At 70.7% G+C, this 25,733-nt stretch carries 24 protein-coding genes; 19 read left to right on the top strand and 5 right to left on the bottom strand.

Going from position 1 to position 25,733, the window contains the following annotated elements; all coding sequences use genetic code 11:
- The first annotated feature begins 77 nt into the window (after positions 1-77).
- Both QWI33_RS21980 and QWI33_RS21975 read left to right on the top strand, forming a co-directional pair.
- Complete coding sequence (locus QWI33_RS21980) at positions 78-383, top strand: hypothetical protein (RefSeq protein ID WP_289959061.1); 306 nt, start codon at positions 78-80, stop codon at positions 381-383.
- Positions 384-652: 269 nt separating this feature from the next.
- Positions 653-1,009 carry a hypothetical protein gene (locus tag QWI33_RS21975; RefSeq protein ID WP_289959060.1) on the top strand — a complete coding sequence of 119 codons (357 nt, stop codon included), beginning with the start codon at positions 653-655 and terminating at the stop codon, positions 1,007-1,009.
- Between the two features lie 60 nt (positions 1,010-1,069).
- Here QWI33_RS21975 and QWI33_RS21970 read toward each other — a convergent pair whose 3' ends face one another.
- From QWI33_RS21970 to QWI33_RS21960, 3 genes are read right to left on the bottom strand one after another with little or no spacing between them, the layout of a single operon-like run.
- Positions 1,070-1,591, bottom strand: a complete 522-nt coding sequence (locus tag QWI33_RS21970) for an isochorismatase family protein (protein WP_289959059.1) — start codon at positions 1,589-1,591, stop codon at positions 1,070-1,072.
- A 13-nt stretch (positions 1,592-1,604) separates the two neighbouring features.
- Positions 1,605-2,444: a beta-keto acid cleavage family enzyme gene (locus QWI33_RS21965; protein ID WP_289959058.1), complete on the bottom strand. Its 840-nt coding sequence runs from the start codon at positions 2,442-2,444 to the stop codon at positions 1,605-1,607.
- Positions 2,441-3,883 (bottom strand): KamA family radical SAM protein, encoded by a 1,443-nt coding sequence (locus QWI33_RS21960; RefSeq protein WP_289959057.1) that lies wholly within the window; start codon positions 3,881-3,883, stop codon positions 2,441-2,443. Before QWI33_RS21960 ends, QWI33_RS21965 begins: the two co-directional genes overlap by 4 nt.
- Before the next feature lie 186 nt (positions 3,884-4,069).
- Between QWI33_RS21960 and kdd the strand changes: the two genes are divergently transcribed.
- The 13 genes from kdd to QWI33_RS21895 all read left to right on the top strand — a co-directional run bounded on the left by kdd (position 4,070) and on the right by QWI33_RS21895 (position 19,099).
- Positions 4,070-5,122 carry an L-erythro-3,5-diaminohexanoate dehydrogenase gene (gene kdd / locus QWI33_RS21955; protein ID WP_289959056.1) on the top strand — a complete coding sequence of 351 codons (1,053 nt, stop codon included), beginning with the start codon at positions 4,070-4,072 and terminating at the stop codon, positions 5,120-5,122.
- Entirely contained in the window at positions 5,123-6,709 is a 1,587-nt protein-coding gene (kamD, locus tag QWI33_RS21950; RefSeq protein WP_289959055.1) for a lysine 5,6-aminomutase subunit alpha, read from the top strand.
- Complete coding sequence (gene kamE, locus QWI33_RS21945; protein WP_289959054.1) at positions 6,706-7,452, top strand: lysine 5,6-aminomutase subunit beta; 747 nt, start codon at positions 6,706-6,708, stop codon at positions 7,450-7,452. The genes kamD and kamE overlap by 4 nt, the downstream gene beginning before the upstream one ends.
- Positions 7,449-7,829 carry a 3-aminobutyryl-CoA ammonia lyase gene (gene kal / locus QWI33_RS21940; RefSeq protein ID WP_289959053.1) on the top strand — a complete coding sequence of 127 codons (381 nt, stop codon included), beginning with the start codon at positions 7,449-7,451 and terminating at the stop codon, positions 7,827-7,829. Before kamE ends, kal begins: the two co-directional genes overlap by 4 nt.
- Positions 7,826-9,154 (top strand): glutamate mutase L, encoded by a 1,329-nt coding sequence (locus QWI33_RS21935; RefSeq protein ID WP_289959052.1) that lies wholly within the window; start codon positions 7,826-7,828, stop codon positions 9,152-9,154. Before kal ends, QWI33_RS21935 begins: the two co-directional genes overlap by 4 nt.
- An 82-nt stretch (positions 9,155-9,236) precedes the next feature.
- Positions 9,237-10,244, top strand: a complete 1,008-nt coding sequence (locus tag QWI33_RS21930; protein WP_289959051.1) for a serine hydrolase — start codon at positions 9,237-9,239, stop codon at positions 10,242-10,244.
- Between the two features lie 198 nt (positions 10,245-10,442).
- Entirely contained in the window at positions 10,443-12,392 is a 1,950-nt protein-coding gene (locus QWI33_RS21925) for a phosphatase PAP2 family protein (protein ID WP_289959050.1), read from the top strand.
- Between the two features lie 142 nt (positions 12,393-12,534).
- Positions 12,535-13,428: a transglutaminase domain-containing protein gene (locus tag QWI33_RS21920; RefSeq protein WP_289959049.1), complete on the top strand. Its 894-nt coding sequence runs from the start codon at positions 12,535-12,537 to the stop codon at positions 13,426-13,428.
- A 53-nt stretch (positions 13,429-13,481) separates the two neighbouring features.
- Entirely contained in the window at positions 13,482-13,967 is a 486-nt protein-coding gene (locus QWI33_RS21915) for a cation:proton antiporter regulatory subunit (protein ID WP_289959048.1), read from the top strand.
- Positions 13,967-15,157 (top strand): cation:proton antiporter, encoded by a 1,191-nt coding sequence (locus QWI33_RS21910; protein ID WP_289959047.1) that lies wholly within the window; start codon positions 13,967-13,969, stop codon positions 15,155-15,157. The genes QWI33_RS21915 and QWI33_RS21910 overlap by 1 nt, the downstream gene beginning before the upstream one ends.
- A gap of 104 nt (positions 15,158-15,261) precedes the next feature.
- On the top strand, positions 15,262-16,584 hold the full coding sequence (locus QWI33_RS21905; RefSeq protein WP_289959046.1) for a M20/M25/M40 family metallo-hydrolase: 1,323 nt from the start codon (positions 15,262-15,264) through the stop codon (positions 16,582-16,584).
- Between the two features lie 256 nt (positions 16,585-16,840).
- Entirely contained in the window at positions 16,841-18,466 is a 1,626-nt protein-coding gene (gene abc-f / locus QWI33_RS21900; protein WP_289959045.1) for a ribosomal protection-like ABC-F family protein, read from the top strand.
- Between the two features lie 258 nt (positions 18,467-18,724).
- The gene (locus tag QWI33_RS21895) at positions 18,725-19,099 is read left to right on the top strand and encodes a cupin domain-containing protein (protein WP_289959044.1); all 375 of its coding nucleotides are present in this window, start codon (positions 18,725-18,727) and stop codon (positions 19,097-19,099) included.
- Between the two features lie 15 nt (positions 19,100-19,114).
- On the opposite strand, the gene QWI33_RS21890 is transcribed toward QWI33_RS21895, so the two are convergent.
- Positions 19,115-19,951, bottom strand: a complete 837-nt coding sequence (locus QWI33_RS21890; protein ID WP_289959043.1) for an AraC family transcriptional regulator — start codon at positions 19,949-19,951, stop codon at positions 19,115-19,117.
- Positions 19,952-20,024: 73 nt separating this feature from the next.
- Here QWI33_RS21890 and QWI33_RS21885 point away from each other — a divergent pair, with 73 nt between their 5' ends.
- Complete coding sequence (locus QWI33_RS21885; protein ID WP_289959042.1) at positions 20,025-20,507, top strand: VOC family protein; 483 nt, start codon at positions 20,025-20,027, stop codon at positions 20,505-20,507.
- 95 nt (positions 20,508-20,602) lie between these two features.
- Here the strand turns inward: QWI33_RS21885 and QWI33_RS21880 are convergent, their stop codons facing one another.
- Positions 20,603-21,577 (bottom strand): aldo/keto reductase, encoded by a 975-nt coding sequence (locus QWI33_RS21880; RefSeq protein ID WP_289959041.1) that lies wholly within the window; start codon positions 21,575-21,577, stop codon positions 20,603-20,605.
- 130 nt (positions 21,578-21,707) lie between these two features.
- On the opposite strand from QWI33_RS21880, the gene mshC reads away from it, so the two are divergent.
- From mshC to QWI33_RS21865, 3 genes are all read left to right on the top strand, one after another.
- A complete protein-coding gene (mshC, locus tag QWI33_RS21875; RefSeq protein ID WP_289959040.1) occupies positions 21,708-22,949 on the top strand; it encodes a cysteine--1-D-myo-inosityl 2-amino-2-deoxy-alpha-D-glucopyranoside ligase in 1,242 nt (413 codons plus the stop codon).
- Between the two features lie 71 nt (positions 22,950-23,020).
- The gene (locus QWI33_RS21870; protein WP_289959039.1) at positions 23,021-24,706 is read left to right on the top strand and encodes an enoyl-CoA hydratase-related protein; all 1,686 of its coding nucleotides are present in this window, start codon (positions 23,021-23,023) and stop codon (positions 24,704-24,706) included.
- 96 nt (positions 24,707-24,802) lie between these two features.
- Positions 24,803-25,690, top strand: coding sequence for a phenylalanine 4-monooxygenase (locus tag QWI33_RS21865; RefSeq protein WP_289959038.1), 888 nt, complete (start codon positions 24,803-24,805; stop codon positions 25,688-25,690).
- The last annotated feature ends 43 nt before the right edge of the window (positions 25,691-25,733 follow it).

Genomic DNA, 25,733 nt, shown 5'->3' with positions numbered 1-25,733 from the left:
GTTTCCGTTTGCACTGCACCTCAGCGGGATACCCCTGAGTCCAAGAGCGACAGATCATCGACCCGAATGGAATCGCCATGCCTTACGTCGCCACACGCCACAACCCCGTCGTCGTGCACATCATCTCGGCGGTCTTCTATTTCATTGCCCTGATCATCGTGCTGCACCTGGCCTTCATCCTCCTGGAGGCCAATCCCCACAACCCGCTGGTCGACTTCGTCGGCGATCTCGCCAACTGGTTCGCCTGGCTGTTCAAGGACATGTTCACCCAGATCGAGGACCCGAAGGTGCGCGCCGTCGTCAACTACGGCATTGCAGCCCTGGTCTACATCGCAATCGGAGGGATCCTTTCGGGGGTCGGTCGCCGCCGCTGGCGCGACTGACCGCGAACCGGTGCCCATCCGATCGACGACGCGGTCCGCTCCGTGCCCCGGTGCGGACCGCAGTCGTGTCCGCCTTCGGTCGTCGACCACGACGTGCCCGTGACAGCCGAGATTTCGGCGGGACGGGCGGCGCCGCTCAAGTGAGTCGAGCGGCAGGCCGGCTCGCAAACGGCCGCTAGCACGTTGCGCTCCGTTCGGCAGGCCCATGAGGGTATTTCGGAAAGCCGGACAGGGGTCGCCCAGGGGCGGTGTGATGAAGGCGTCGCCCGGTGCGGGTGCCGCCCGACGCGCGGCCCGCCGGAGCGGCCACCAGGAGGATGAGTCATATGCGAGTCTGTCTGAAAGTGCAGATACCGGTCGAAGCGGGCAACAAGGCGATCATCGACGGGGGGATGCAGACGAACCTGAAGACCCTCATGGATCGGGTACGCCCCGAAGCCGCCTACTTCTTTCCGCAGGACGGCATGCGGGGCATGATGCTGTTCTTCGACCTCGAGGACACCGCGAGCATCCCGCCGCTCGTCGAGCCGCTGTTCGAGGGGTTCAACGCGAAGGTGGAGATGACGCCCGTCATGAACCTCGACGACCTGATGGCGGGTCTCAAGAAGATCGAGAGCAGCCGTTAGGAGCATCCCGGACGTCACGAAAAGGCCCGGCCGCCGCGGCCGGGCCTTTCGCCGTACTCGTCAGGCGGTGGTCCGCCAGCCCAGGTCGGACAGGCGCGCCACCTCGCCGAAGCGGGGCAGGTTGAGGCCGATCGCGGCCTCGTGCTCGGCGCTGCTCAGGGCGCTCATCGCGTCCTCGACGAAGACCAGCTCGTACCCGTGGTCGGAGGCCGCCCTCGCGGTCGACTCCACTCCGAGGTTCGACATGATCCCGGCCATCACCAGCGTCTCGGCCCCATGTCCGCGCAGGACCGCGTCGAAGTCGGTGCCGTAGAAGCCGCCGATGCTGCGCTTGACCACGACGGCATCGGCGGCCTTCGCGATCGGCTCGGCCAGTTCGCTGCCCGGTGGCTGCTCGTCCACGTTGGGGCGCTCCACCCGGATCGCCACGACCGGGGCGCCCGCTGAACGGGCGCCCTCGGCCAGGGCGAGCGCGGTGTCGAGCACGGCGGTTCCGGGACGCGGTTCGAGTTCCAGTCCGAGGAGTCTCGGCATCAGGTCCACCAGGACGACGGCAGTGCGTCGGGGGTCGAGGACGGTCATGCGTCCACACTAATCAGTCGGCGTCGCGCATCCGCAGGAGCTTGCGGGCCTCGACGGTGGTGATCGCCGGCCGCTGCGCCAGCGCCGCCGCTGCCGCCGCGCGCTCTACCAGCTGGTCGTTGCCGGTGACCGCCCGCCGTCTCGCGAACGACACCGTGTCCTCCATGCCCACCCGCAGGTGCCCGCCGTGGGCCAGTGAGGCGAACATGACCGGGAGCGTCGTCCTGCCGATGCCGGTGGCCGAGAACGTGGTCCCCTCGGGCAGGTACCGGCGCACGCCCTCGGCGAACGCGGTCACCGTGGAGGCGTCGCCGGCCGCGCCGCCCGGCACGCCCAGCACGAAGTCCACGTGCACGTGCCCGCCGAACGGCAGCCCCTCCTTGTCCAGCAAGCGCTCGAGCGCCGAGAGGTGCCCCAGGTCGAACAGCTCGTACTCGGGCACGACCGCCCGCTCCTGCATGCGCCGGTGCAGTTCGGTGATGAACGCCCACCGGTTCATGAAGACGTCGTCGCCGAAGTTCACGGTCCCCATGGTGCAGGAGGCCATGTCCGGTTCGGCGTCGAGCACCGCGAGGCGGGCCTCCTCGCCGTCGCGCACCGAGCCGCCCGTCGAGAGCTGCACGATGAGGTCGGTCGTGTCCCGAAGGGCTGCAACGGCGTCGCGCAGCCGCACCGGGTCGAGGGTCGGCCGGGCGTCGTCGTCGCGCAGGTGCACGTGGATGATCGACGCCCCGGCCTGCTCGCACCGCTTCGCGGTGTCGACCAGCTCGTCCAGCGTCACCGGCAGCGCCGGGACCTCGGCCTTGTCGACCTCGGCCCCGGTGGGCGCCACCGTGATGAGGGTGCCGGTCATGCGACCTCCGCAGCCGCGTCCTGGCGGGCCGCGGCCTGCCGGGACCGCGCGGCGGCCGCGTCGCCGTCCTCCTTGGCGCGCACCGGCGCGTGCATGTTCGCCCACCACTGCTGGCCCGCCTTGGGCAGCGTGTCGATCGGGTCGTAGAACGGGTACCGGCGGGTGAGGGCGTCGGGGTCGTCGGCCTCGATCGAGGTCCGGTAGTTCTTGGTCCAGTAGGAGATGCCGAGTTCGCGGTCGTACTCGGAGAGCTGGTGGACCCAGCGCTTGCCGACCATCGGCACGTCGCAGATGATCCGCGGCGTCGCGTACCCGGGCAGGTACCCCATGATCGCCGTCTGCAGCTCCTGCGCCTGGGCGACGGAGGTGCGCCAGTGCTCGGCGTTGGGGATCATGTCGCACATGTAGAAGTAGTACGGGAGGATGTTCGCCTCGCCCTGCAGGGCGAAGCACAGGTCCAGCAGGTCCGCCTGGGTGTCGTTGACGCCGCGCATGAGCACGCCCTGGTTGCGCACGTCCCGCACGCCCGCGTCGAGCATCGCCGCCGCGGCCTTCGCCACGGCCGGGGTCACCGAGTTCACGTGGTTGATGTGCGTGTGGATCGCGAGGTTGACGCCCTGCCCGGCCGCCCGCTTGGCGACGCGGGCCATGCCTTCGACGATCTCGTCCTGCAGCCAGTGCTGCGGCAGGCCCATGAGCGCCTTGGTGGCCAGGCGGATGTCGCGGATGGTCTCCACGTCCAGGAGCCGGTCGAGGAACCGCTCGAGCTGCTTCCACGGCAGGTTGGCCACGTCGCCGCCGGAGACGACCACGTCCCGCACGCCCGGGTGCGAGTCGAGGTAGTCGAGGATCGCCGTCTGCCGGTCGACCGGTTTGAGCGCGAGCCGCCGTTTGTCCACTGTGGGCGTGGAGTTGCCGACGAGGTCCATGCGGGTGCAGTGCCCGCAGTACTGGGGGCAGGTCGAGAGCAGCTCGGCGAGCACCTTCGTCGGGTAGCGGTGGGTGAGGCCTTCGACGGCCCACATGTCGTGCTCGTGCAGCGAGTCGCGGGCCGCGAACGGGTGCGAGGGCCAGTCGGGGTGGCGGTCGGAGGCGACCGGGAGCATGTAGCGGCGCACGGGGTCCGCGTAGAACGCGTCCGTCCACGAGCCCGCGCCGGTCTCCTCGACGTGCGGCGCCATCGTGTTGAGCATCTGGGGCGGCAGCAGCATCGACATGGTCGCCGAACGCTCCATGTCGGCGGCGAGGTCCTCGTAGAACGACTCGTGGAGCCGGTCGCCCACGACCTCCCGGAGCTGCTTGACGTTCTTGACGCAGTGCACGCGCTGCCACTGCGCCGAGGCCCAGTCGGCCTCGGTCACGTCCGCCCAGCCGGGGAACCGCGTCCAGTCGGGCTCCTCCAGCCTGCGACGCCGGTACTGGTAGGGCTGCTCGATCACGGGCGCTGTGTCTCCCGTCGGTCGATCCGACACCTTCTCACCTCCATGTCCGGGCTGTTGGCCCGGGGAAACCTCGCAGACGGGGATGACCGTCCTTGTGACGAGGATAACCTTCCGTTACTGTAGTGCGCTAGGTCCCGCATATTGAGACTCCATAAATTCCCTGCTACAAGAAGGGCGGCAACGATGTCGAAAGGCTCACCGGTCGGATCGCACCGAGTCGTCAGCCCCGCCGGAGCGCTGCCACAAGCGGCCGACCGGCTCGACCCCGACCCCGAGATCGCCGACGACGAGGTCCGCATCAGCGTCGAGCGCCTCAACCTCGACGCGGCCTCCTACCGGCAGCTCCACACCGCCCACGGCGGCGACGGCGAGGCGATCCGGAACGAGGTGCGCGCCATCATCGAGCGCCGCGGCAAGATGCACAACCCCGTCACCGGCTCCGGCGGCATGCTCATCGGCACCGTCGACGCCGTCGGGCCCCGCTCCCCGCTGGGCCTCAAACCCGGCCAGAAGGTCGCCACCCTCGTCTCGCTCACGCTCACGCCGCTGCGCATTGATGACGGTTTGATGCGCTGGGACGGTCAATCCGAGCAGGTTCCGACCAGCGGGCACGCGATCCTCTTCGCCCGCTCCATCGCCGCGGTCCTCCCCGACGACCTGCCCGAGCACCTCGCGCTCGCCGTCCTCGACGTGTGCGGCGCCCCCGCGCTCGTGCGACGCGTCGTCGCCCGCCGTCCCCACGCCACCACCAGCGTCGCCGTCCTCGGCGCCGCCGGGAAGTCCGGCTCGCTCTCGCTCGCCGCCGCCCGGGACGCCCACGCCGCGAAGGTCGTCGCCGTCGTCCGCGACGAGATCGAGGACGCCCAGCTGCGCGGCTCCGGCCTCGCCGACGAGATCGTCATCGCCGACGCCACCGACCCCCTCCGCCTCGCCAAGAAGGTCAACGACGCCCTCGACGGCCGCGGGGCCGACGTCACCGTGGTCTGCGTCGACGTGCCCGGCTGCGAGCACGGCGCCATCCTCGCCACCGCCACCGGCGGCACCGTCGTCTTCTTCTCCATGGCCACGTCCTTCCCGGCCGCCGCCCTCGGCGCCGAAGGACTCGCCGCCGACGTCGAGATGCTCATCGGCAACGGCTACGTACCCGGCCACGCCGACTACGCCGTCCACCTCCTCAGAGCGAACCCGCACCTGAAGGACCTCTTCATCGACCGAGTCGGGAAGGCTGAGGACTAGATGGCCGCCGAACTCCCGCTCGACCCCGCCGTCGTCGCCCAGGCCCGCCGCCTCGCCGCGAAAGCCGCGCAGCCCGTCGTCGACCTGGCCCGCAGCCACACCACCGTCTCCGTCGAACGCGCCACCCTCCGCCTCGCCGGACTCACCGGCGCCGACCCCGACGGCATCCCCTGGGTCAACCGCCTCGCCGACGCCGTCCAGGAGCAGGTCGGCATCGAACACGGCATCGCACTCCCGGTCTTCCACGCGCTCAAGGACTTCCCCGACCTCGACCGCCTCGCCCACGCCGCCGCCGCGGACGGGGTCCGCTTCACCCTCCCCACCGGAAACGACGCCCGCACCGCCCGCGAACGCGCCACGGCCGCCGTCCAGCACGGCTTCGACCGCATCGACCGGTCCCGAGGACGCAGAGACGAACTCGTCGCCGAGATCGGCGACCCGCCCCAGCGCCCCTGGATCTACCTCATCGTCGCCACCGGCGACATCTACGAGGACATCCCGCAGGCCCAGGCCGCCGCCAAGGCCGGAGCCGACGTCATCGCCGTCATCCGCTCCACCGGGCAGTCCCTCCTGGACTACGTCCCCGAAGGCGCGACCCGCGAGGGCTTCGCCGGCACCTACGCCACCGGCGAGAACTTCCGCCTCATGCGCGCCGCCCTGGACGAGACCTCGCGCGAGGTCGGCCGCTACATCCGCCTCACCAACTACGCGTCCGGGCTCTGCATGCCCGAGATCGCCGCGCTGGCGGGGATGCACCGGCTCGACATGATGCTCAACGACTCGATGTACGGCATCCTGTTCCGCGACATCAACCCGATCCGCACCTTCGTGGACCAGCGCTTCTCGCGGCAGGTGCACGCCCGCGCCGGGATCATCATCAACACCGGCGAGGACAACTACCTGACCACGGCCGACGCGGTCGAGGCCGCCCACACCGTGACCGTCTCGCAGCTGCTCAACGAGCGCTTCGCGCACGAGGCCGGGCTCCCGGACCCGCTGCTCGGACTCGGGCACGCCTTCGAGATCAACCCCGAAGTGCCCGAGTCGTTCCGGCTCGAACTCGCGCACGCGCTCCTGGCCCGGCAGCTGTTCCCGGACGCGCCGCTGAAGTGGATGCCGCCCACGAAGCACATGACCGGCGACGTGTTCCGCGGCAACCTCCTCGACGGGTTCTTCAACCTCGCCGGGGTCATGACCGGGCAGTCGATCCTCTTGGTGGGCATGATGACCGAAGCGGTCGTCACCCCCTGGCTCTCCGACCGCGACATCGCGCTCCAGAACGTCCGCTACGTGCTCAGCGCCTGCGCCGGGCTCGCCGAGGACTTTCACCCGCCCAAGGACGGCTTCATCGCCGACCGCGCGAACCAGGTGCTCGGCGAGGCCGTCGAGCTGCTCGGCAAGATCGTGGACGACGGCCTACTCGACGCCATCGCCGACGGCACCTTCGGCATCATGAAGCGCCCCGCCGACGGCGGCCGCGGCCTCGACGGCGTCGCGAAGCGCGCCGAGGACTACTGGAACCCGGCAGCGGAGGAGCTGGACAGGACCAGCCCCGACCAGGACGCACCGATGGAGGCCGCCCGATGAGCCGCATCGTCAGGCCCTACGGGGACACCACCGGCGACGGCATGGTGCAGCTCTCCTTCACCCTGCCCGTCCCGCACGACAAGCGCGCCGAGGGCGCGGCCCTCCAGCTCGCCGCCAAGATGGGCCTCGACGGCGCGATGCTGGTGCACGCCAAGCCGATCGGCGACGGTTACACGTTCTTCGTCGTCTACGGGGCGTCCACGCACCTGGTCAACCTCGACGAGGTCAAGGTGGTCGAGAAGGACTACCCGCACCTGAGCCCCAAGGAGGTCAACGACGCCATCCGCGAGCGGCTCGGCCGCAAGCTCTGCGTCGTCGGCGCCTGCATCGGGACCGACGCGCACACCGTGGGCATCGACGCGATCCTCAACATCAAGGGCGTCGCGGGGGAGAAGGGCCTGGAGTACTACCGCGAGCTGCGGGTCGTGAACCTCGGCGCGCAGATCGCGGTGCCCGACCTCGTCAACCGCGCGGTCGACGAGGAGGCCGACGCGGTGCTGGTCAGCCAGGTCGTCACCCAGAAGGACGCCCACCTGCACAACACCCGCGAGATGGCCGCGGCCTTCCGCGAGGCCCTGCCGCCGGGCCGCCGCCCGCTCCTCGTCGTCGGCGGGCCCCGCTTCGACGAGGGCGCCGCGACCGAGCTCGGCGTCGACCGGATCTTCACCCGTGGCACCACGCCCTCCGATGTCGCCTCGTACCTCGTCCACCGGCTCGTCACCAGTAGGGAGAACGCAGCATGACCGACCACAACGGCACCACCGTCACCCACCGCCGCTACATCCCCTACAGCCACGCCCACTACGGCGGGGACCTCGTCGACGGCGCGTACGGCCTCGGCATGTTCGGCGACGTGGCGACCGAGCTGTGCATCATCACCGACGGCGACGAGGGCCTGTTCGCCTCCTACGCGGACGTCCAGTTCAAAGCGCCGGTGAAGGCCGGCGACGTCGTCGAGGCCACCGCCACGGTGGTGCGCACCGGCCGCCGCAGCCGCACCGTGGAGTTCACGCTCAGCGTCGTCTGCCGCGCCGACCCCGCACGCGGCGATTCGGCTGCGTCCGTACTGGAGGAGCCGATCATCGCGACCACGGCCACGGGCACTGTGGTCGTGCCGTGAGCGGCGCCGTCGTCTGCGTCGACGTCGGATCGACCTACACCAAGGCCGCCGCCGTCGACGCGGACACCGGCGACCTCCTCGGCACGGCCTCGCGCCCGACCACGATCGGCACCGATGTGATGGACGGCCTCCGCGCCGCCGCCGAGGAGGCCACCCCCAAGGGCGCCGAGGTCATCGACACCCTCGTCTGCTCCTCCGCGGGCGGGGGCCTGCGCCTCGCCGTGATCGGCAACGAGCCCCTGGTCACCGCCCGCGCCGCCTACCGGGCCGGGCTCAGCGCCGGCGCCCGGGTCGTGGACGTGCGCGCCGGGAACCTCGACGCGGGCGACTTCGTCGAACTCGCCGGCGCCCGCCCGGACGTGATCCTCCTGGCCGGAGGCACCGACGGCGGCGACGAGACCGCCCTGCGCGCGCACGCCGAAGCCCTCGCCGAGTCGGGTCTGCGCACACCGGTGGTCCTGGCGGGCAACGCGAACGCCGCGGACGATCTCGCGAAGCTCCTCACCGGGGCTGGCATCGACACCACGCGGGTGGCGAACGTCCTGCCGCGCATCGGCGTCCTCAACCCCGTGCCCGCCCGCACCGCGCTCCGCGAGGTGTTCCTGCGGCACGTGATCAGCGGGAAGCACCTCTCCGCCAGCGCCGACTTCACCCGGCTGGTCAAGGCCGCCACACCGGACGCCGTGCTGACCGGGGTGGAGCTCCTCGCCGAGGTCACCGGCGCGGATCTCCTCGTGGTCGACGTCGGCGGTGCGACCACGGACGTCTACTCGGTGCTCACCCCCGACGCCGAACGCGAGGGCCCGCGCGCCGAGGTGGCCGGGACCGCTTGGCGCTCAAGGACCGTCGAAGGCGACCTCGGCGTCCGCCACACCGCCGTGGGCATCACCGAGGCCGCCGACGAGGAGGACCTCGCCATGGGCTGGGGCCTTCCCGAGGCCGCCCGCCTGCGCGCCGCGAACCCGGCATTCCGGGCCGCCGACCCGGCCGACGACGCGGAGCTGAGTGCGCTCGCCGCCCGCATCGCGGTGCGGCGGCACGCCCGCGGCGAGCGCATCGGCGGCCCCCAGGAACCGCTCCGCGGCGGCAAGGACCTCGCCGCCGTGAGCCTCGTGGTCGGCTCCGGCGGCATCCTCCGCCGCGATCCCGGCGCCGCCGCGTGGCTGCGCGAAGCGGTCGGCGCCGACACCTCCGGCGGTGTCAGGCCGCCGAAGGACGCCCGCTTCGCGATCGACGCCGACTACCGGCTCGCCCCGGCCGGGCTCCTCAGCGCGAACGGCCACCGGAGCGCCGCGATCGGACTCCTCGAGTCCACTTCGTTCTGATCGGAGACAACCGCTCGGCCCCCTCCGCGCGTACCAATGATGGACATCCCTCAACACCCTTGCAAGCCAACGGAAGGCGACCATGGAACGACGCGATGTAATCAAGCTCGGTGCCGCAGTCACTGCCGGCGGGGCCGTCCTCGGCGCCGCCTCGACCGCGCACGCGGAGCAGGCGACCACGCAGGCCGCCGTCACGACCGCCTCCCAGATCAAGTCGGTCTACAACACCGAGATCGCCAAGGCCGGAGGCACCTGGCAGGGCTATGTCACCCTCCTGAACGGCACGTCCGCGCCGGTGGTGGCCGTGGACCACAGCTCGCGGGCCGTCAAGACGGCCGCGAGCATCAACAAGCTCGGCATCGCCCTCGGCGTGCTCGACAAGATCGACCGCGGCGAGCTCGCCCTGGACGACCGGATCACCCTCACGCCCGACATCATCCTCACCGGCTCGGGTTTCTACTTCCACCAGACCGCGTACGGCGACGAGATCACCGTCGCGAACATTCTCGTCGCGATGCTGCTGACCTCGGACAACACCTCGGTGCGGCTGTGCGGCCTGGTCTGCCCGCCCGCCGAGATCAACGAGACGCTGGCGGCGAAGGGCTTCACCGCCACACGCGTCATCCCCAACCCGGCCAACCCGAACCGCATGTGGCTCGGCGACACCTCCACCTACGAGACCAACCTCCTGCTCACCCGCCTCGCCAAGGGCGAGCTGCTCTCCACGGGGAGCACGAGCTTCTTCCTCAACATCCTGAAGGGCCTCAGCGGCTACCACGACGGGTTCCGCCGCAACATGTCCTCGGTCGAGCGCGCCCGCGTCGCCATGAAGTACGGCGCGGACGACGCCACCCGCAGCGAGTCGGGCGTGGTCTACAGCGCCTCGGGGGCCCCGGCCCTCGTCTACTCGTTCATGGCCCAGTACACCGACCACTGGGGCAACTACGGGGCGACCCACCCGGCCGTCCAGGCCCACGCCGTCATGGGCCGCAAGATGTTCGACATCGTGAACGCCGCGGGCCTGGCCGCCTCCGACGCGGTCACGCTCGAAGTGGAGCAGGAAGCCCTCAACGGCGGCCTGACCCAGTAGTCCCGAGCGCGAAGCCCCGGCCGGGGTGCGGCCGGGGCTTCGCCGTCTCCAGCAACCGTTAGCCATCGTGCAGCCCGTGCTCACCGGCCCGCTACGATCCGTTCACCGCGCAGCGCGAGAGTGATGCTCGCAATCAACTCCCGCGGCGCCGCCCCCGAGTCCGCGAGGCTTGGCCCTCCGCACCGAAACGAGCACAAGATGCCAGGACAACAGCACACGATCGGCCGCCGCACCCTCCTCGCCGGCTCGGCCGGCATCGTCGCGGCCGCGGTCGCCGCCGATCCCGCCGCCGCAGGTGAGACGACTAGCGCGCTCCAGTCCACAGTAGAATCAACTGCGACGACGGCCCCGCGCACGCAGTGGGCCCAGTACGACGGCCCCGCCTTCGTCGACACCTACTCCACCAACATCAACGCCAACACCACCCCCGAGACCAACGCCGCCGTCCGCGTCCTCAGCGGCATGCAGGACCTCTGGCAGACCGGCCCCGCCTGGAACAACGGCACCGTCCTCGACGACGACACCCTCCGCGCCAACATGGACCACTGCGCCGAGACCACCGGCGCCCGCACCGACGCCGAAGCCAAGCAGTCGTTCATCTTCGACCGCCAGCACCAGAGCTACAGCGCCATCGGCGGCCTCGGCCCCCTCGAAGCCGCCTACAAGACCGGCGCGAAAGCCGTCACCGCCATCACCAACGCCCCCGACGGCGTCCCCGCCGGCAAGATCGACGACAAGGTCCCCGCCGGCGCCCCCGCCGGATCGGCCGTCGGCTCCGGCGCCACCGACTCCGACCTCGGCAAGGTCGCCCAGCTCGTCAACGCCGTCCGCGGCGAGTTCACCTCCTCCAACCCCAGCAAGTTCGCCTACCTCTACCCCCGGCCCTGGCGCATGAACCGCGACAGCGAAGTCGTCGAGACCGGCGGCATCCCCGTCCTCGGCGTCCCCGCCTACGAGTCCGAAGTGCAGGGCGCCCCGCAGCTCCTGCGCCAGCGCTCCGACAAGCCCGCCGAGGACGGCGGCTTCCCCTCCGGCCACACCAACGCCGCCTGGATGGCCGCCTTCGCGTACGCCTACGCCGTCCCCGAGCGCTTCCAGGAACTCCTCACCCGCGCCGCCGAGATCGGCGACTCCCGCATCGTCGCCGGCATGCACTCCCCGCTCGACGTCATCGGCGGCCGCGTCCTCGGCACCGCGCTGGCCGCCGCGACCCTCCACAATCCGATCAACGCCGAGCTCAAGGCCGCCGCCCGCGAGCAGGCCCTGGCCTACTTCACGGCGGTCACCGGCGTCACCGCCGACGAACTGCCCGCGTACGCCCACCGGGAAGGCGTCGACACCGACCGGTACGCCGACCGCGAGGCCAACCGCGCCGCCTACCTGCCGCGCCTGACCTACATCCTCGAGCGCGACCGCTCCGACACGCCGATGACCGTTCCCAAGGGCGCTGAGGTGCTCCTGGAGACGCGCCTGCCCTATCTGGACGCCGAGCAGCGCCGCGAGGTCCTGCGCACCACCGCCCTCAAGGCCGGCTACCCGATCCTCGACGGCCCCGAGCAGTGGGGCCGCCTCGACTACTTCGCCGCCGCGGACGGCTACGGCCGCTTCGACGCCGACCTCACGGTCACCATGGACGCCGCCAAGGGCGGGTTCCACGCCGCCGACACCTGGCGCGGGGACATCGGCGGCACCGGCAAGCTCACCAAGGCCGGCACCGGCTCCCTGACCCTCGCCGGCGACAACGCCTTCTCCGGCGGTGTGGCCCTGCAGGCCGGCACCCTCCGGGCCGCCTCGGCGAACGCCCTCGGCAAGGGCGGCGTCACCGTCACCGGCGGCACGCTCGCGGTCGACACCGGGCGGCTCGAACTGCGCGCGCTCGCCCAGTCGAACGCGACCCTGCAGGTGGTGCTGAACGACGGCGACGAGCCCGCCCTGGACGTCGACAAGAAGGTCACCCTCGGTGCGGGCGCGGTCCTGCGGATCGCCCTCGACCCGCAGCGCCCGCCCACCGCGGGCGTGGACCTCCCGGTCATCAAGGCCCAAGAGGTGAAAGGCACGTTCGCGGAGGTCGTGCTCGACCTCCCCGGCTACACCGCCACCGCCGAGTACGAGAAGAAGCGCGTCAAGGTCCGCATCGACGCCGCCTGATCGGACATGAGGCCCCGGCCGCTCAGCGGCCGGGGCGCTCAAAATACCCACAAATCTCAGCCCGTACATTTGTGCGATTGAATTTGGAACCAGGGGCATGAATCTCCGTAGGCTTCGGTGCATCCTCTACGGAAGGGACGCCATGAGCGCCAACGAATGCCTCGCCTACTACACCCAGCCCGGCCCGCTCACCGACGCCGGCGCACACCGCGACGCGCTGCTGTCCGTCCCTGGCGACATCCGCGGCATCCTCGCCGCAGTGCAGGGCCTCCTCGTGCACCAGGCCCTGACCGGCCTCTACGGCTTCGAGCTCCCCGAAGACCGCAAGGACACCGCGCACTTCCGGGAGACCACCGGCATCCTCGACCGCATCCTCACCGAAGATCGACGGCCCCTGGCCGAACCACGCGAACCGGAACGCCGCTTCGCCTGCACCTGCCGCACCTTCACCCTCCTCACCGTCGCCGCCCTCCGCGCCCACGGCGTCCCCGCCCGCGCCCGCTGCGGCTTCGGCAACTACTTCCCGGACGCCGACTGGCACATCGACCACTGGGTCGCCGAGCACTGGAACGGCGAACGCTGGATCCTCTCGGACGCCCAAATGGACCCGGTCCAGGTGAAGGAGTTCGGGCTCGACTTCGACCCGGCCGACGTCCCCCGCGACCGGTTCGTCGTCGCCGGGCAGGCCTGGACCGCCTACCGCGCGGGGGAGCTCGACGCTGACAAGTGCGGGCTCCCCGGCATCCCCGGCGAGTCCGGGCCCTGGTGGATCGCGGCGAACCTCATCCGCGACGTCGCCTCCCTGTCCAACATGGAGCTGCTGCCGTGGGACGTCTGGGGCCGCATGCCCGAACCCGAGGACGAGATCGGCCCCGACCTCACCGCCCTCTTCGACGAACTCGCCGCCGCCACCGCCGACCCGGACACCGCCGCCGAAGTCCGCTCACGCTACGCGACCGACGCGCGGCTCCGCGTCCCCGACCAGGTCCTCAACGCGGTCCGCCAGGCGACCGAGCCGGTCATCCCGGCCTCCTGACCCACCGGTGCTGTACGGTTCGGTGCGTATCCCACACAAAAGGAGTGACACCAGTGGACGTGGAGCGCACCGAGCTGCCCGGAATCGGCGTGCGGTTCGAATTCGAGACCAAACGCCATGTGCGCCTAGGCATCGTCGCCCACCGCGAGGGCCGCCGCGACTTCATCATCTACGACCCCGACGACCCCGACTCGATGCTCGACTGCATCGTGTTCTCCGCCGACGAGTCCGCTGCGATCGGCGAACTCCTCGGCGGCGCCCGCATCGTCGAGAAGCTCAACCGCCTCCACCACGAGATCGACAACCTCGTCTCCCGCCAGCTGAAGATCGACGCCACCAGCCCGTACGCCGAACGCCCGCTCGGCGACACCCGCGCCCGCACCCGCACCGGCGCCTCCATCGTCGCCATCGTCCGCGCGGACGGCGTCGACACCGGGCCGCCCCCCTCCGCGACCCTCCACGTAGGCGACCGCCTCGTGACCATCGGGACGCAAGAGGCCGTCGACGCCGTCGACCGGATCCTGCGCGGTCTCGAATAATGCACGGGACCGTCGAGCTCCTCCTTGAACTCGGCCTCCTCATCGGAGCCCTCGGTCTGCTCGGAGCGATCGCCGGCAAGTTCGGCATCTCCGCCATCCCGCTCTACCTCCTCGCCGGCCTCGCCTTCGGGCACGGCGGCATCTACGAGATGCAGGCCATCACCGGCTTCCTCGACGTAGGCGCCGAAGTGGGCGTCGTCCTGCTCCTGTTCACCCTGGGCCTGGAGTACACGCCGCGCGAACTGCTCGGCACCATGAAGACCTCCTGGCTCGGCGCCGTCGTCGACCTCGTCCTCAACGCCACGCCCGGCGTGCTCTGCGCGCTCCTGCTCGGCTGGGGACCCGTCGCGGCCGTCGTCTTCGGCGGCGTCACCTACGTGTCCTCCTCCGGCATCATCGCGAAGGTCCTCTCCGACCTCGGCTGGCTCGGCAACCGCGAAACGCCCACCATTCTGGCGCTCCTCGTGGCCGAAGACCTGGTCATGGCGCTCTACCTGCCGATCCTCACCACGATCCTCGCCGGACTCGCGTTCGCGCAGGCCGCGGTCGGCCTCGGCGTCGCCCTGCTCGCCGTCGCCGCGGCGTTCCTCATCGCCTCCCGCTTCGGCGGCCTGCTCTCCCGGTTCCTCGCCTCGCCGAACGACGAGATCCTCATGCTCAAGGTCATGGGCATCGTCCTCGTCGTCGCCGGACTCGCGGAGAAGGTGCACGTCTCGGCCGCCGTCGGCGCGTTCATCGTCGGCATGGCGCTCTCCGGCGAGGTCTCGCGCCAAGCCGAGGAGACCCTGGAACCGCTCAAGAACCTGTTCGCGGCGGTCTTCTTCGTCAACTTCGGGCTCGAGACCGACCCGACCGCGCTGCCACCGGTACTCCCGGTCGCCATCGCGCTGGCGGTCTGCACGATCGCGACGAAGTTCGCCACCGGCTGGTGGGCGGCGGGCCGCTCCGGCTCCGCGTTCACCGGCAAGCTCCGCGCCGGGCTCGTGCTCCTGCCGCGCGGCGAGTTCTCGATCGTCATCGCCGGACTCGGCGTCACGGCGGGCCTCAATCCCGCGCTGGGGTCCGTCGCCGCCGCGTACGTGCTGATCCTGGCCGCCGTAGGCCCGCTCGCACCGCGCCTCGCGGGCCCGATCGTCGCCAAGCGCCGCAAGAAGAACCGCGCGAGGCGACTCGCGCAAGCGGCGTCGTAGCGATGCGGTGGCGGGAGTGCCCGGCTCCGGCGAGCCGGAGTCGCATCCTTCACTCCCGCCACCGCACTCGACGAACCGTTACAAGGGCTTGATAGAACTCAGAGATGGCTGAAACCGCGAACCCGCCCCGCCCGCAAGACGAGGTCGTCGACATCGCCCGCGACCTCATCCGGATCGACACCACCAACACCGGCGACAACGCGACCGCGAAGGGCGAGCGCGCCGCCGCCGAGTACGTCGCGGAGCAGCTCGCCGAAGTCGGCCTCGAAGCCAAGATCTACGAGTCCGCGCCCGGCCGCGCCTCGGTCGCCTGCCGCTTCCCCGGCGCCGACCCCTCCCGCGGGGCCCTCCTCCTCCACGGCCACCTCGACGTCGTCCCCGCCGAGGCCAGTGAGTGGACCGTCCACCCCTTCTCCGGCGAGATCAAGGACGGCTACCTCTTCGGCCGCGGCGCGGTCGACATGAAGGACTTCGACGCCATGCTCCTCGCGCTCGTGCGCGACTGGAAGCGGCGCGGCAAGGTCCCCCCGCGCGACCTCGTCCTCCTCTTCACCGCCGACGAAGAGGCCGGCTCCGACTACGGCGCCCGCTTCATGGTCGAGCAGCACCCCGAGGTCTTCGAAGGCGTCACCGAAGCGGTCGGCGAAGTCGGCGGCTTCTCCGTGACCCTCCCCAACGACCTGCGGGTCTACGTGGTCCAGACCGCCGAGAAGGGCCTCGACTGGCTCCGCCTGCGCGCCACCGGCCGCCCCGGCCACGGCTCGATGCTCCACGACGACAACGCCGTCACCCGCCTCACCCGCGCCGTCGCCAACATCGGACAGCACGAGTTCCCGGTCGAGATGACCCCCACCGTGCGCCAGTTCCTCGAATCCGTCTCCGAACTCACCGGCATCGCCTTCGACCCGAACAACCCCGACGAGACGGTCGCCAAGCTCGGCCCGGTCGCCCGCCTCATCGGCGCGACCCTGCGCAACACGGCCAACCCCACCCGCCTCAACGCCGGCTACAAGACCAACGTCATCCCCTCGACCGCCGACGCCGTCATCGACTGCCGCTCGCTCCCGGGACGCAACGACGAGCTCGAGGCGATCCTCCGCGAACTCGCCGGCCCCGGCATCGACTTCGAGTACGAGATCCGCCAGCCCGGCTACGAGACCTCCTTCGACGGCGTCCTCGTCGACGCGATGGCCGAGGCGATCCGCCAGGCCGACCCCGGCGCCCGCACCGTCCCGTACATGCTCTCGGGCGGCACCGACGCCAAGGCCTTCGCGACCCTCGGCATCCGCTGCTTCGGCTTCGCCCCGCTGAAGCTCCCCGCCGACCTCGACTTCACCGCCCTCTTCCACGGCATCGACGAGCGCGTCCCGCTCGACGGCCTCAAGTTCGGCGTCGACGTCATGGACCGCTTCATCTCCCAGTCCTGACCGCGAGAACCCAACGGGCCCTGATGCAGTGAGCGCACTCACCGCATCGGGGCCCTGCTTCGTCTAGACGCGCGGCCCCGACGGCCGCTACAATCGAGCACGATGTTGATCTTCCTTTAGAAAGCAGCCAGGCCCTCGCGTAGAGCAGCGCTCCGCGACGGCCGCCGAGGCACGCATCGCAATCCATGAGGCCGATGAGCTCTTTGCGCGTGCCGGTCACCTTCCTTTCCTGAACGACTGCTTTCCGGAGGCGCGCATGTTCCGCCATGCCCAACTGACCCTTGTAGACATCACTAAGCGCTATGCCGACCACCTCGTCCTCGACCGCGTCACCTTCGCCGTCAAACCGGGGGAGAAGCTCGGCATCATCGGCGACAACGGCTCCGGCAAGTCCACCCTGCTCCGGCTGATCGCCGAAGTCGAGTCGCCCGACAACGGCGAGCTGACGATCACCTCCCCTGGAGGCATCGGCTACCTGCCGCAGCAGCTCGACCTGCCTGAACACGACACGGTCGCCGCCGCCGTCGACCTCGCCCTCGCGGACCTGCGCGAGATCGAGCGGCACATGCGCGAGACCGAACGCGACCTCGCCGACGGCGATGAGGCCGCAGGCGAGCGGTACGCCGAACTCATGGCGCACTTCGAATCCCGCGAAGGCTGGGACGCCGACCTCCGGGTCGACCGGGCGCTGGAAGTCCTCGGCCTGCCAGGGCTCGACCGGGACCGTCCCCTGGGGACCCTCTCGGGCGGGGAGCGGTCGCGGCTCATGCTGGCCGCGACCCTCGCGGCCAGGCCCCCGCTCCTGCTGCTCGACGAACCGTCGAACGACCTCGACGACGACGCCGTGACCTGGCTGGAAGCGCAGCTGCGCGACTGGCCCGGCACCGTGGTCGCCGTGACCCACGACCGGGCCTTCCTGGAGGCGATCACGACGACGATGCTCGAGGTCGCCGACCGAAAGGCCCGCCGCTACGGCAACGGCTACGCCGGATACCTCATCGCGAAGGAGACCGAACGCCGGCAGGCGCAGGAGGCCTTCGACACCTGGAAGGCCGAAGTGGACCGTCAGGAGGGCATCGTGGACCACAACGCGGGCCGCATGGCCGCGATCCCGCGCAAGCTCCCGATGGCCAACATGTCCACCGGCGCGTTCCGGGCCCGCAACCGCGACCACGGTGCGGGCAGCCGCATCAGGGTCGCGAAGCAGATGCTCGAACGGCTGCGCGCCGACCCGGCGCCGCAGCCGCCCGAGCCGATGCGGTTCGAGTCGGGCCTGAAGACCACCGGTGCGGACACCACGGCGACCGCCTTGGCGCTGCAGGGCGTCCGAGTGGGCGACCGGCTCAAGGTGGACGGGCTGCAGATCGCCCAAGGCGAGCGGATCCTGATCACCGGTCCGAACGGAGCGGGGAAGACCACCTTGATGCGGGTGCTCGCGGGCGAACTCGAGCCGGACGAAGGCGAGGTCGAGCGCAGCGGCGCCATCGGCCACCTGCGCCAGCTCGCGGGCCCGGGCTCAGGCCGCCAGTCGGTCCTGCGGGCCTTCGCCGAAGGCCGCGTCGGCACGCTCGAAGAGCACGCCGAAGCGCTCGACCGGCTGGGCCTGTTCGCTCACGACCAGTTCGGCACCCAGGTGTCGGCGCTGTCGGTGGGCCAGCGCCGCCGCCTCGAATTGGCCAGGCTCGTATCGCGGCCGGTCGACGTCCTGCTCCTGGACGAGCCGACCAACCACCTGTCCCCGCTCCTGGCCGAGCAGTTGCAGGAGGCCCTGAAGGACTACGAGGGAACGGTGGTCCTGGTCAGCCACGACCGGCGCCTGAGGGAGTCCTTCCAAGGCCGCCACCTCGAGATGGACGCGGGCGCGTTCAGTGCCGACGCCTGACCCCGAGTGCTCATCGCTCCCGGAGCGGTGCCGAGCCCGCCGGTACGCCGGGCCCGGCACCACTCCGGACGAGGTTGAACGGAAGAGGCTTTCGGGCCCCTTTCCCTGCGGATCGGCCACCGGGGTCTGAGGCGGACCCGAACCCCAATGGTCCGATCATCCGCTGCTGTGCTCTGGCGCGATCTCGGTGATCGCGGCCTGTCGCCCGAGTCTGGGGCGATGATGAAGAGAGGCCCTCGCGATCCGAGGAGGCACGACATGCCGAAGACATCGAAGGCGACAGCCGAGGACACCATCCGCCTCGAAGGCTATGAAGGCCACGCCACCGAGCTGGACACCGGCTACACGGTGGTGTTCGAGTCCTACACCGCCGACGCCGACCTCACCGAGTACTTCAAAGGCCTGCCTGACGACCGCTGCCAGTGCCCGCACTGGGGGTACGTGTTCAGCGGGAAGGTCACCTACAAGACCGCCGACGGCGACGAGACGTTCGAGGCCGGGGATGCGTACCACGTCGGCCCCGGGCACACGCCGGTCCTGTACGCCGGCACCGAACTCGTCGAGTTCAGTCCCACCGACGAGCTCACCCGCACGATCGAGGTGGTCTCGAGGAACATGGAATCGATGGGCTGACCCCGGTCGCGTCGGTCACCGGTGCGCCATGACCAGTTCCCTTCCGGCCGTTGCGCACTGCGCGGCGTACTCGGAGGGCGGGTAGCCGATGAGGTTCTTGAAGTCGTGGGTGAAGTGGGCGTGGTCGGACCAGCCGAGATCGGCCGCCAGGCGTGACAGGTCCGCCTGCGGGTCCTCGGCGAGCCGGTCGGCCGCGTCGTGGAGGCGGTAGCGCTGGATCAGGGTCTTCGGGCCCAGCCCCAGGAAGTCCTGGAAGAGCCGCTGGAGGGTCTTCGGGGACATGGCGAAGCGGGCCGCGACCTCGTCGACGCGCGTGATCGAGCGGTCCTCGAGCATCGCCCGCACCACCGCGAGCACCCGCCCGTAGCGGGGATCGGGCCGCTCCGGGACGCGCTCGGCGAGGAACCGGGACACCACCTGGATCGCGTCGATGTCGCCGCCGCTCATCACGATCGCGTTCAACTCGTCGACCTCCGGGCCGAACACCGTGGCCGCGCCCGCCGACCAGTCCGCCAGTGCCGCACCCGCCACGCCGCTGAACGCCGTGAACCCGCCCGGCCGGAACTTCACCCCGAACACGCGGCCGCGCCCCGTCAACGGATGCCGCGAGACCGCGAAGCCGGGCCCGTGCAGCTCGGCGCCGATCACGGGCATGAAACTCAGGTTCACGCACGGGTGGGGGATCACCACCGACTCGTACGAGGCGCCGTCCGGCAGGTCCCAGTGGACCGACCAGTACCGCTCGACGTACTGCCCGAGCAGGCCGGTCTCGCGGTATCGCCGCAGGTCGATGAAGTGCACGGCCTCCTGCGGTCGCAGCAGGCCCTTGTCGCTCGCCGTAGCTCCGTTCACGCCCCGAAAACTACCCCGGGGGTACGTCGTTTTTTTACAAGCGAGCCCGGCCGCACCGGGCGAGACTGGGCCCATGAGTGAGAACAAGGTGAACCCGATCCCGGACGGCTACCACACGATCACGCCGTTCATCGTCGTCAACGATGGCGCCAAGGCCATCGAGTTCTACAAGGAGGTCTTCGGCGCGAAGGTCCTGACCCGCAACGACATGCCCGACGGCACGGTCGCGCACTGCGAGCTCCAGATCGGCGACTCGATCGTGCAGCTCGGCGACGCCAACCCCGCCTGGGGCATGGCCTCGCCCGACCCGGAGCAGATCACCGCGAGCCTCGTCATCTACGTCGAGGACTGCGACGCGGTCTACGCGAAGGCCGTCGAGGCCGGCGCCACCGTCCGCGAGGAGCCCGCGGTGTTCCTCACCGGCGACCGGTACGCGTCCATCGCCGACCCGTTCGGCCGCCGCTGGTCGATCATGACCCGCGTCGAGGACGTCTCGCGCGAAGAAGGCGAGCGCCGCGTCGACGAATGGCTCGCCTCCATGGGCGAAGGTCAATAGCCGCAAGCACACCGGGCGGAACTCTCTGCGAACGCACGGCTCGCAAGCGGCTTCGGCGACGCTTGCGAGCCGTCGGCGTCGAGGGCGCCGGCCCTTCAGTAGCTCTCCGGATACCCCACCGTCGGCGCGGACACGTCGTCCAACGCCAGCCTGATCTCAGGCGGCAGGAACAGCTGCTCGGCCGCCAGCGAGGCCCGCAGCTGCGTCGCGTTCCGGGCGCCCACGATCGCGGACGCCACGCCGGGCTGGTCGCGCACCCACGCCAGCGCCACCTCCAGCGGGCTCACCCCGAGCCCTTCGGCGGCGGTCGCGCACGCCTCGACGATCCCGGCCGACCGTTCGTCCAGGTACACCCCGGCGAACCGCGACCACTGCGCCGAGACCGCCCGCGAATCCGCCGGCCGCCCGAACCGGTACTTGCCCGTCAGCACGCCGCGCCCCAGCGGGGACCACGCGAGCACGCCCATCTCCAACGCGAGGCACGCCGGCAGCACCTCGCGCTCGACCCCGCGCTGCAGCAGCGAGTACTCGACCTGGTTCGCCACGATCGGGGTCCGCCCCGGCCACGCCGACTGCCACGCGAACGCGCGCGCGGTCTGCCAGCCCGTGTGGTTCGAAAGCCCCACATAGCGGACCTTGCCGCTGGAGACGGCCGCGTCGAGCACCGACATGGTCTCCTCGAGCGGCGTGTCCGGGTCGTACACGTGCAGGATCCACAAGTCGATGTAGTCGGTCCCGAGCCGCCGCAGCGAGCCCTCGAGCGACCGCATGAGCCACCCGCGCGAGGTGTCGCGCTTGCGCGGCGCCCCGTCCGTGCGCACCCCGGCCTTGGTCGCGATGTGCAGCTCCGACCGGGCCACGATCTTGCCGATGAGCTGCCCGATCGCCGCCTCGGACGAGCCCTGCCCGAACACGTCGGCGGTGTCCACGAGCGTGCCGCCGGCCTCCACGAACGTCTGCAGCTGCGCCGCGGCGTCCTCGAGGCCGGCCTCGTCGGTGGTCCACGTCATCGTCCCCAGGCCGAGCGAGGAGACTTCGATGCCGCTGCGTCCAAGTGGTCGGCGTTCCATGACCACACAAGTTACATCGAGCAACCTTCGCATGAAAGCCTCAGGTGCGCTTAGAAGGACAACGAGTGCGCATCGGACGCGAACTCCCGGCACTGGCCGGTCGGCCGGTATTCGAAATATGATCGCGGGCATGGAATCCTGGACCGCCCCGCACCTGCCCGCCCTCCCCGGCCACGGACCGGCCCTGCGCCTGCACGACACCGCGTCGGCGGGCCTGCGCGAGACGGTCAAGCCCGGCGCCGAGCGCGCCTCGATGTACGTCTGCGGCATCACCCCCTACGACGCCACCCACCTCGGCCACGCCGCGACGATGCTCACCTTCGACCTCGTCCACCGGTACTGGCTCGACCAGGGCATCGACGTCCACTACGCCCAGAACGTCACCGACGTCGACGAGCCGCTCTTCGAGCGCGCGCTGCGCGATGGCACCGACTGGCAGGTGCTCGGCCTCCGCGAGACCGCCCTCTACCGCGAGGACATGGAGGCCCTCCAGGTCCTCCCGCCCCGCCACTACATCGGCGCCGTCGAGTCCATCCCCTCCGTCGGCCGCGCCATCGCCCGCCTCCTCGAGTCCGGCGCCGCCTACCGCCACGAGTCCGGCGACGTCTACTACGCCGTCGCCTCGCACCCCGGCTTCGGCGGCGAGTCCAACTACGACCGCGAGACCATGCTCCGCTACGCCCGCGAACGCGGCGGCGACCCCGACCGCGAAGGCAAGCGCGACCCGCTCGACGCGGTCCTGTGGGTCGCCCCCCGCGACGGCGAGCCCTCCTGGGACTCGCCCGTCGGCCCCGGCCGCCCCGGCTGGCACATCGAATGCGCCTGCATCGCCCTCGACCACCTCGGCGACACCATCGACGTGCAGGGCGGCGGCAACGACCTCATCTACCCCCACCACGAGTTCTCCGCGGCCCACGCCGAATCCCTCACGGGCACCAGCCCGTTCGCGCGCACCTACGTGCACACCGGCATGATCGGCCTCGACGGCGAGAAGATGTCGAAGTCCCTCGGCAACCTCGTGTTCGTCTCCAAGCTCCGCGCCGAAGGCGTCGACCCCGCCGCCGTGCGCCTCGCCCTCCTCGCCGACCACTACCGCGCCGACCGCCAGTGGAGCGCCGCCGCGCTGGCCGAGGCCGAGCTGCGGCTGGGGCGCTGGCGCGAGGCCGCGGCCCGCGAGCTCGCCGTCCCCGCTGGCGCGATGCTGAAGGCCGTGCGGGAGCGCCTGGCCGACGATCTGGACACCGCCGGGGCGCTCGCCGCGGTCGACACCTGGGCGAATGAAACGCTGACCAACGGGGGCGAAGACCCCTCGGCGCCCACCCTTGCCCGCGACACCATGCGAGGACTGCTCGGAATAGACTGCACGCGCTGATTGTGCGAAATGCCGAGTATCGGTACGCTCACAGGTGAGCGTGGCCGACTCCCCGTCCTCCTGGAGTCGAATTGAAGATCCTGCTGCTGGCGTCCGCATTCAACGGGCTCACCCAGCGCGTCTGGTGCACCCTGCGCGAGCAGGGGCACGAGGTCGGCGTGGAACTCGCCCCGGCCCACAAGGCCCCCGAGACGCTGACCCGCGCGGTCGAGCGCATCGACCCCGACCTCATCCTGTGCCCGTTCCTCAAACACCGCGTGCCCGAAGAGGTCTGGCGGCGCTGGACCACCGTGATCGTCCACCCCGGACCGGTCGGCGACCGCGGACCCTCCTCGCTCGACCACACCCTGCTCGGCCAGGGCCCCCGCTGGGGCGTCACCGCGCTCTCGGCGGTCGAGGAGATGGACGCCGGACCCGTCTGGGCCTGCTCCACATTCGACGTTCCTGAAGGCATCACCAAGTCGGCGCTCTACAACAGCCGCGTGGCCGACGCCGCCATGGAATGCGTCGCCACGGTCATCCGCAAGGTCCAGAACGGCGACCGCCCCGTGCCCGCCGAGGAGCTGCCCCTGCCCGTCCCGGGCACCGGCGAGCTCCCGCTGCTGCGCCGCAACGCCTTCGCGCTCGACTGGCGGGCCTCCGCGACCGAGCTCGCCCGCCGCATCGCCGCCGCCGACGGCGCCCCCGGCGCGCCCGCCGAACTCGACGGCCGCACCTACTGCCTCTTCGACGCCGCCGCCATCAGCGAGGACACCGGCGCCGAACCCGGCACGATCGTCGGACGCGACTGCGAATCGATCGCCTTCGCCACCGGCCGCGGCACCCTCTGGGTCGGCTACGCCGCCCTCCTGGAGGAGCCGGACCCGTCCTCGGGTCGCAAGCTCCCCAAGCGCGGTCCGAAGCTCCCCGCCGCCATGGTCGTCGACGCCTCCCACGCGCCGTTCAGGCCCGCGCCCGAGGCCATCGCCGAGACCGTCTACCGCCGCGAAGGCGACATCGGGTACCTCACCATCCGCTCCTACAACGGCGCCATGCACACCGAGCAGTGCCGCCGCCTCACCGGAGCGGTCGAGAAGGCCCTCACCGAGGACACGCGCATCCTCGTCCTCACCGGCACCGAGCACGCCTTCTCCAACGGCATCCACCTCGGCGTCATCGACGCCGCAGCGGACCCCGCCGCCGAGGCCTGGGACAACATCAACGCCATCGACGACCTCTGCCACGCGATCGCCGAGGCCGAGCAGCTGACCGTCGCCGCCTTCTCCGCGAACGCGGGCGCGGGCGGGGTCATGGCCGCCCTCTGCGCCGACGTCACCGTCGCCCGCGACGGCACCGTCCTCAACCCGTACTACGACATGGGCATCTACGGCTCGGAGCTGCACACCTGGTCGGTCGCCAACCGCGTGGGCGAGCAGGTCGCCTCCCGCCTCCTGGGGGAGAAGCTGCCGATCTCCGCGACCTCGGCCAAGCAGATCGGGCTCATCGGCGCGGTCGGCCCGCGCGACTGGGACGAGTTCCAGCGCTGGCTGCGCGCGGTCGCGATCGGCTACAACGACCCGGTCACGCGCGGGCGCATGTTCGCCGCGAAGGCCCGCCGCCGCGCCGAGTCCAAGCCCCTGTCGTACTACCGGACGATCGAGCTCGCCGAGATGGCCCGCGACATGTTCGACGACAGGCACGGCTTCCACGGCAAGCGCCGCGCGTTCCTCGGCAAGGCGGCCCCGACCGAGACCCCGGAGAAGCTCCGCTTCAAATGAGGAGAGGGCTCCGCTTCGCGTCGAGCGGGACCGGAGAGGGCTTGCCAGTCTCGCCAGTGCGTTGACAGGCGCCGTCCCACCTGATGGACTGTTCACATGTTCGAAGAAGGACAGTACTTCGCGCCGGTCAACACCGACGCCGACGGCACGGTCGTCGTGGAACTGGGTGAGAACCACCCGGGCTTCGCCGACCCCGAGTACCGCGAGCGGCGCAACGCCATCGCGGCCCTCGCATTGGACTGGGAACCCGGCCTACCCATGCCGACGGTTTCCTACTCCGACACCGAGCACGAGATCTGGCGGCTGGTCAGCGCCGAACTCGCCATCAAACACCAAGCCCTGGCCAACCACGAGTACCTGGAGGGCGCCGAGCGCCTCAAACTCCCCGCCGACCACATCCCGCAGCTCCACGAGGTCTCGGAGTCTCTGGAGCCGCTCACCGGCTTCAGCTACCTACCGGCGGCGGGGCTGGTGCCCCTGCGCGAGTTCTACGGGGTGCTCTCGGACGGGAAGTTCCACGCGACCCAGTACATCCGCCACCACTCGGTGCCGCTGTACACGCCCGAGCCGGACGTCATCCATGAGGTCATCGGCCACGCCAACGCCCTCGCGTCGCCGCGCTTCGCCGCCTTGTACAGGGCCGCGGGCGAGGCGGCCCGCCGCGTCCATTCGGAGGACGCGCTCGAGTTCGTCTCCCGCGTCTTCTGGTTCACCCTCGAGTTCGGGGTCATGAGCGAGAAGGACGGCCTGAAGGCCTACGGTGCGGGCATCCTGTCCTCGTACGGGGAGATCGACGAGTTCCGGGGCATGGAGATCATGCCGCTCGACCTGGTCAGGATGGGCACCATCGACTACGACATCACGAAGTACCAGGACCACCTCTTCGACGCGGGCTCGATGGAGCAGTTGGAGGACGTGGTGGGGGAGTTCTGGACGACCTGCGACGACGAGTCGATCGAGCGCCTGAAGGCGGACGCCCGCTAGCCGGAGACGCGAAGCGGCCGGGCGATCGCCCGGCCGCTCTCAT

It is taken from the genome of Glycomyces tritici (genome assembly GCF_030403505.1).
Note: the sequence above shows the minus strand (reverse complement) of the source record. Positions and strands in the feature narration are given on the sequence as shown.

What these genes read in the sequence shown, in the direction of transcription:
- kamD (WP_289959055.1), top strand. Translation starts at nt 5,123, where the DNA reads ATGGCCGCCGAACTCCCGCTCGACCCCGCCGTCGTCGCCCAGGCCCGC.
- QWI33_RS21905 (WP_289959046.1), top strand. Translation starts at nt 15,262, where the DNA reads ATGGCTGAAACCGCGAACCCGCCCCGCCCGCAAGACGAGGTCGTCGAC.
- QWI33_RS21970 (WP_289959059.1), bottom strand. Translation starts at nt 1,591, where the DNA reads ATGACCGTCCTCGACCCCCGACGCACTGCCGTCGTCCTGGTGGACCTG.
- QWI33_RS21930 (WP_289959051.1), top strand. Translation starts at nt 9,237, where the DNA reads ATGGAACGACGCGATGTAATCAAGCTCGGTGCCGCAGTCACTGCCGGC.
- QWI33_RS21910 (WP_289959047.1), top strand. Translation starts at nt 13,967, where the DNA reads ATGCACGGGACCGTCGAGCTCCTCCTTGAACTCGGCCTCCTCATCGGA.
- kdd (WP_289959056.1), top strand. Translation starts at nt 4,070, where the DNA reads ATGTCGAAAGGCTCACCGGTCGGATCGCACCGAGTCGTCAGCCCCGCC.
- QWI33_RS21920 (WP_289959049.1), top strand. Translation starts at nt 12,535, where the DNA reads ATGAGCGCCAACGAATGCCTCGCCTACTACACCCAGCCCGGCCCGCTC.
- QWI33_RS21965 (WP_289959058.1), bottom strand. Translation starts at nt 2,444, where the DNA reads ATGACCGGCACCCTCATCACGGTGGCGCCCACCGGGGCCGAGGTCGAC.
- QWI33_RS21925 (WP_289959050.1), top strand. Translation starts at nt 10,443, where the DNA reads ATGCCAGGACAACAGCACACGATCGGCCGCCGCACCCTCCTCGCCGGC.
- abc-f (WP_289959045.1), top strand. Translation starts at nt 16,841, where the DNA reads ATGTTCCGCCATGCCCAACTGACCCTTGTAGACATCACTAAGCGCTAT.
- kamE (WP_289959054.1), top strand. Translation starts at nt 6,706, where the DNA reads ATGAGCCGCATCGTCAGGCCCTACGGGGACACCACCGGCGACGGCATG.
- QWI33_RS21885 (WP_289959042.1), top strand. Translation starts at nt 20,025, where the DNA reads ATGAGTGAGAACAAGGTGAACCCGATCCCGGACGGCTACCACACGATC.
- mshC (WP_289959040.1), top strand. Translation starts at nt 21,708, where the DNA reads ATGGAATCCTGGACCGCCCCGCACCTGCCCGCCCTCCCCGGCCACGGA.
- kal (WP_289959053.1), top strand. Translation starts at nt 7,449, where the DNA reads ATGACCGACCACAACGGCACCACCGTCACCCACCGCCGCTACATCCCC.
- QWI33_RS21880 (WP_289959041.1), bottom strand. Translation starts at nt 21,577, where the DNA reads ATGGAACGCCGACCACTTGGACGCAGCGGCATCGAAGTCTCCTCGCTC.
- QWI33_RS21865 (WP_289959038.1), top strand. Translation starts at nt 24,803, where the DNA reads ATGTTCGAAGAAGGACAGTACTTCGCGCCGGTCAACACCGACGCCGAC.
- QWI33_RS21980 (WP_289959061.1), top strand. Translation starts at nt 78, where the DNA reads ATGCCTTACGTCGCCACACGCCACAACCCCGTCGTCGTGCACATCATC.
- QWI33_RS21895 (WP_289959044.1), top strand. Translation starts at nt 18,725, where the DNA reads ATGCCGAAGACATCGAAGGCGACAGCCGAGGACACCATCCGCCTCGAA.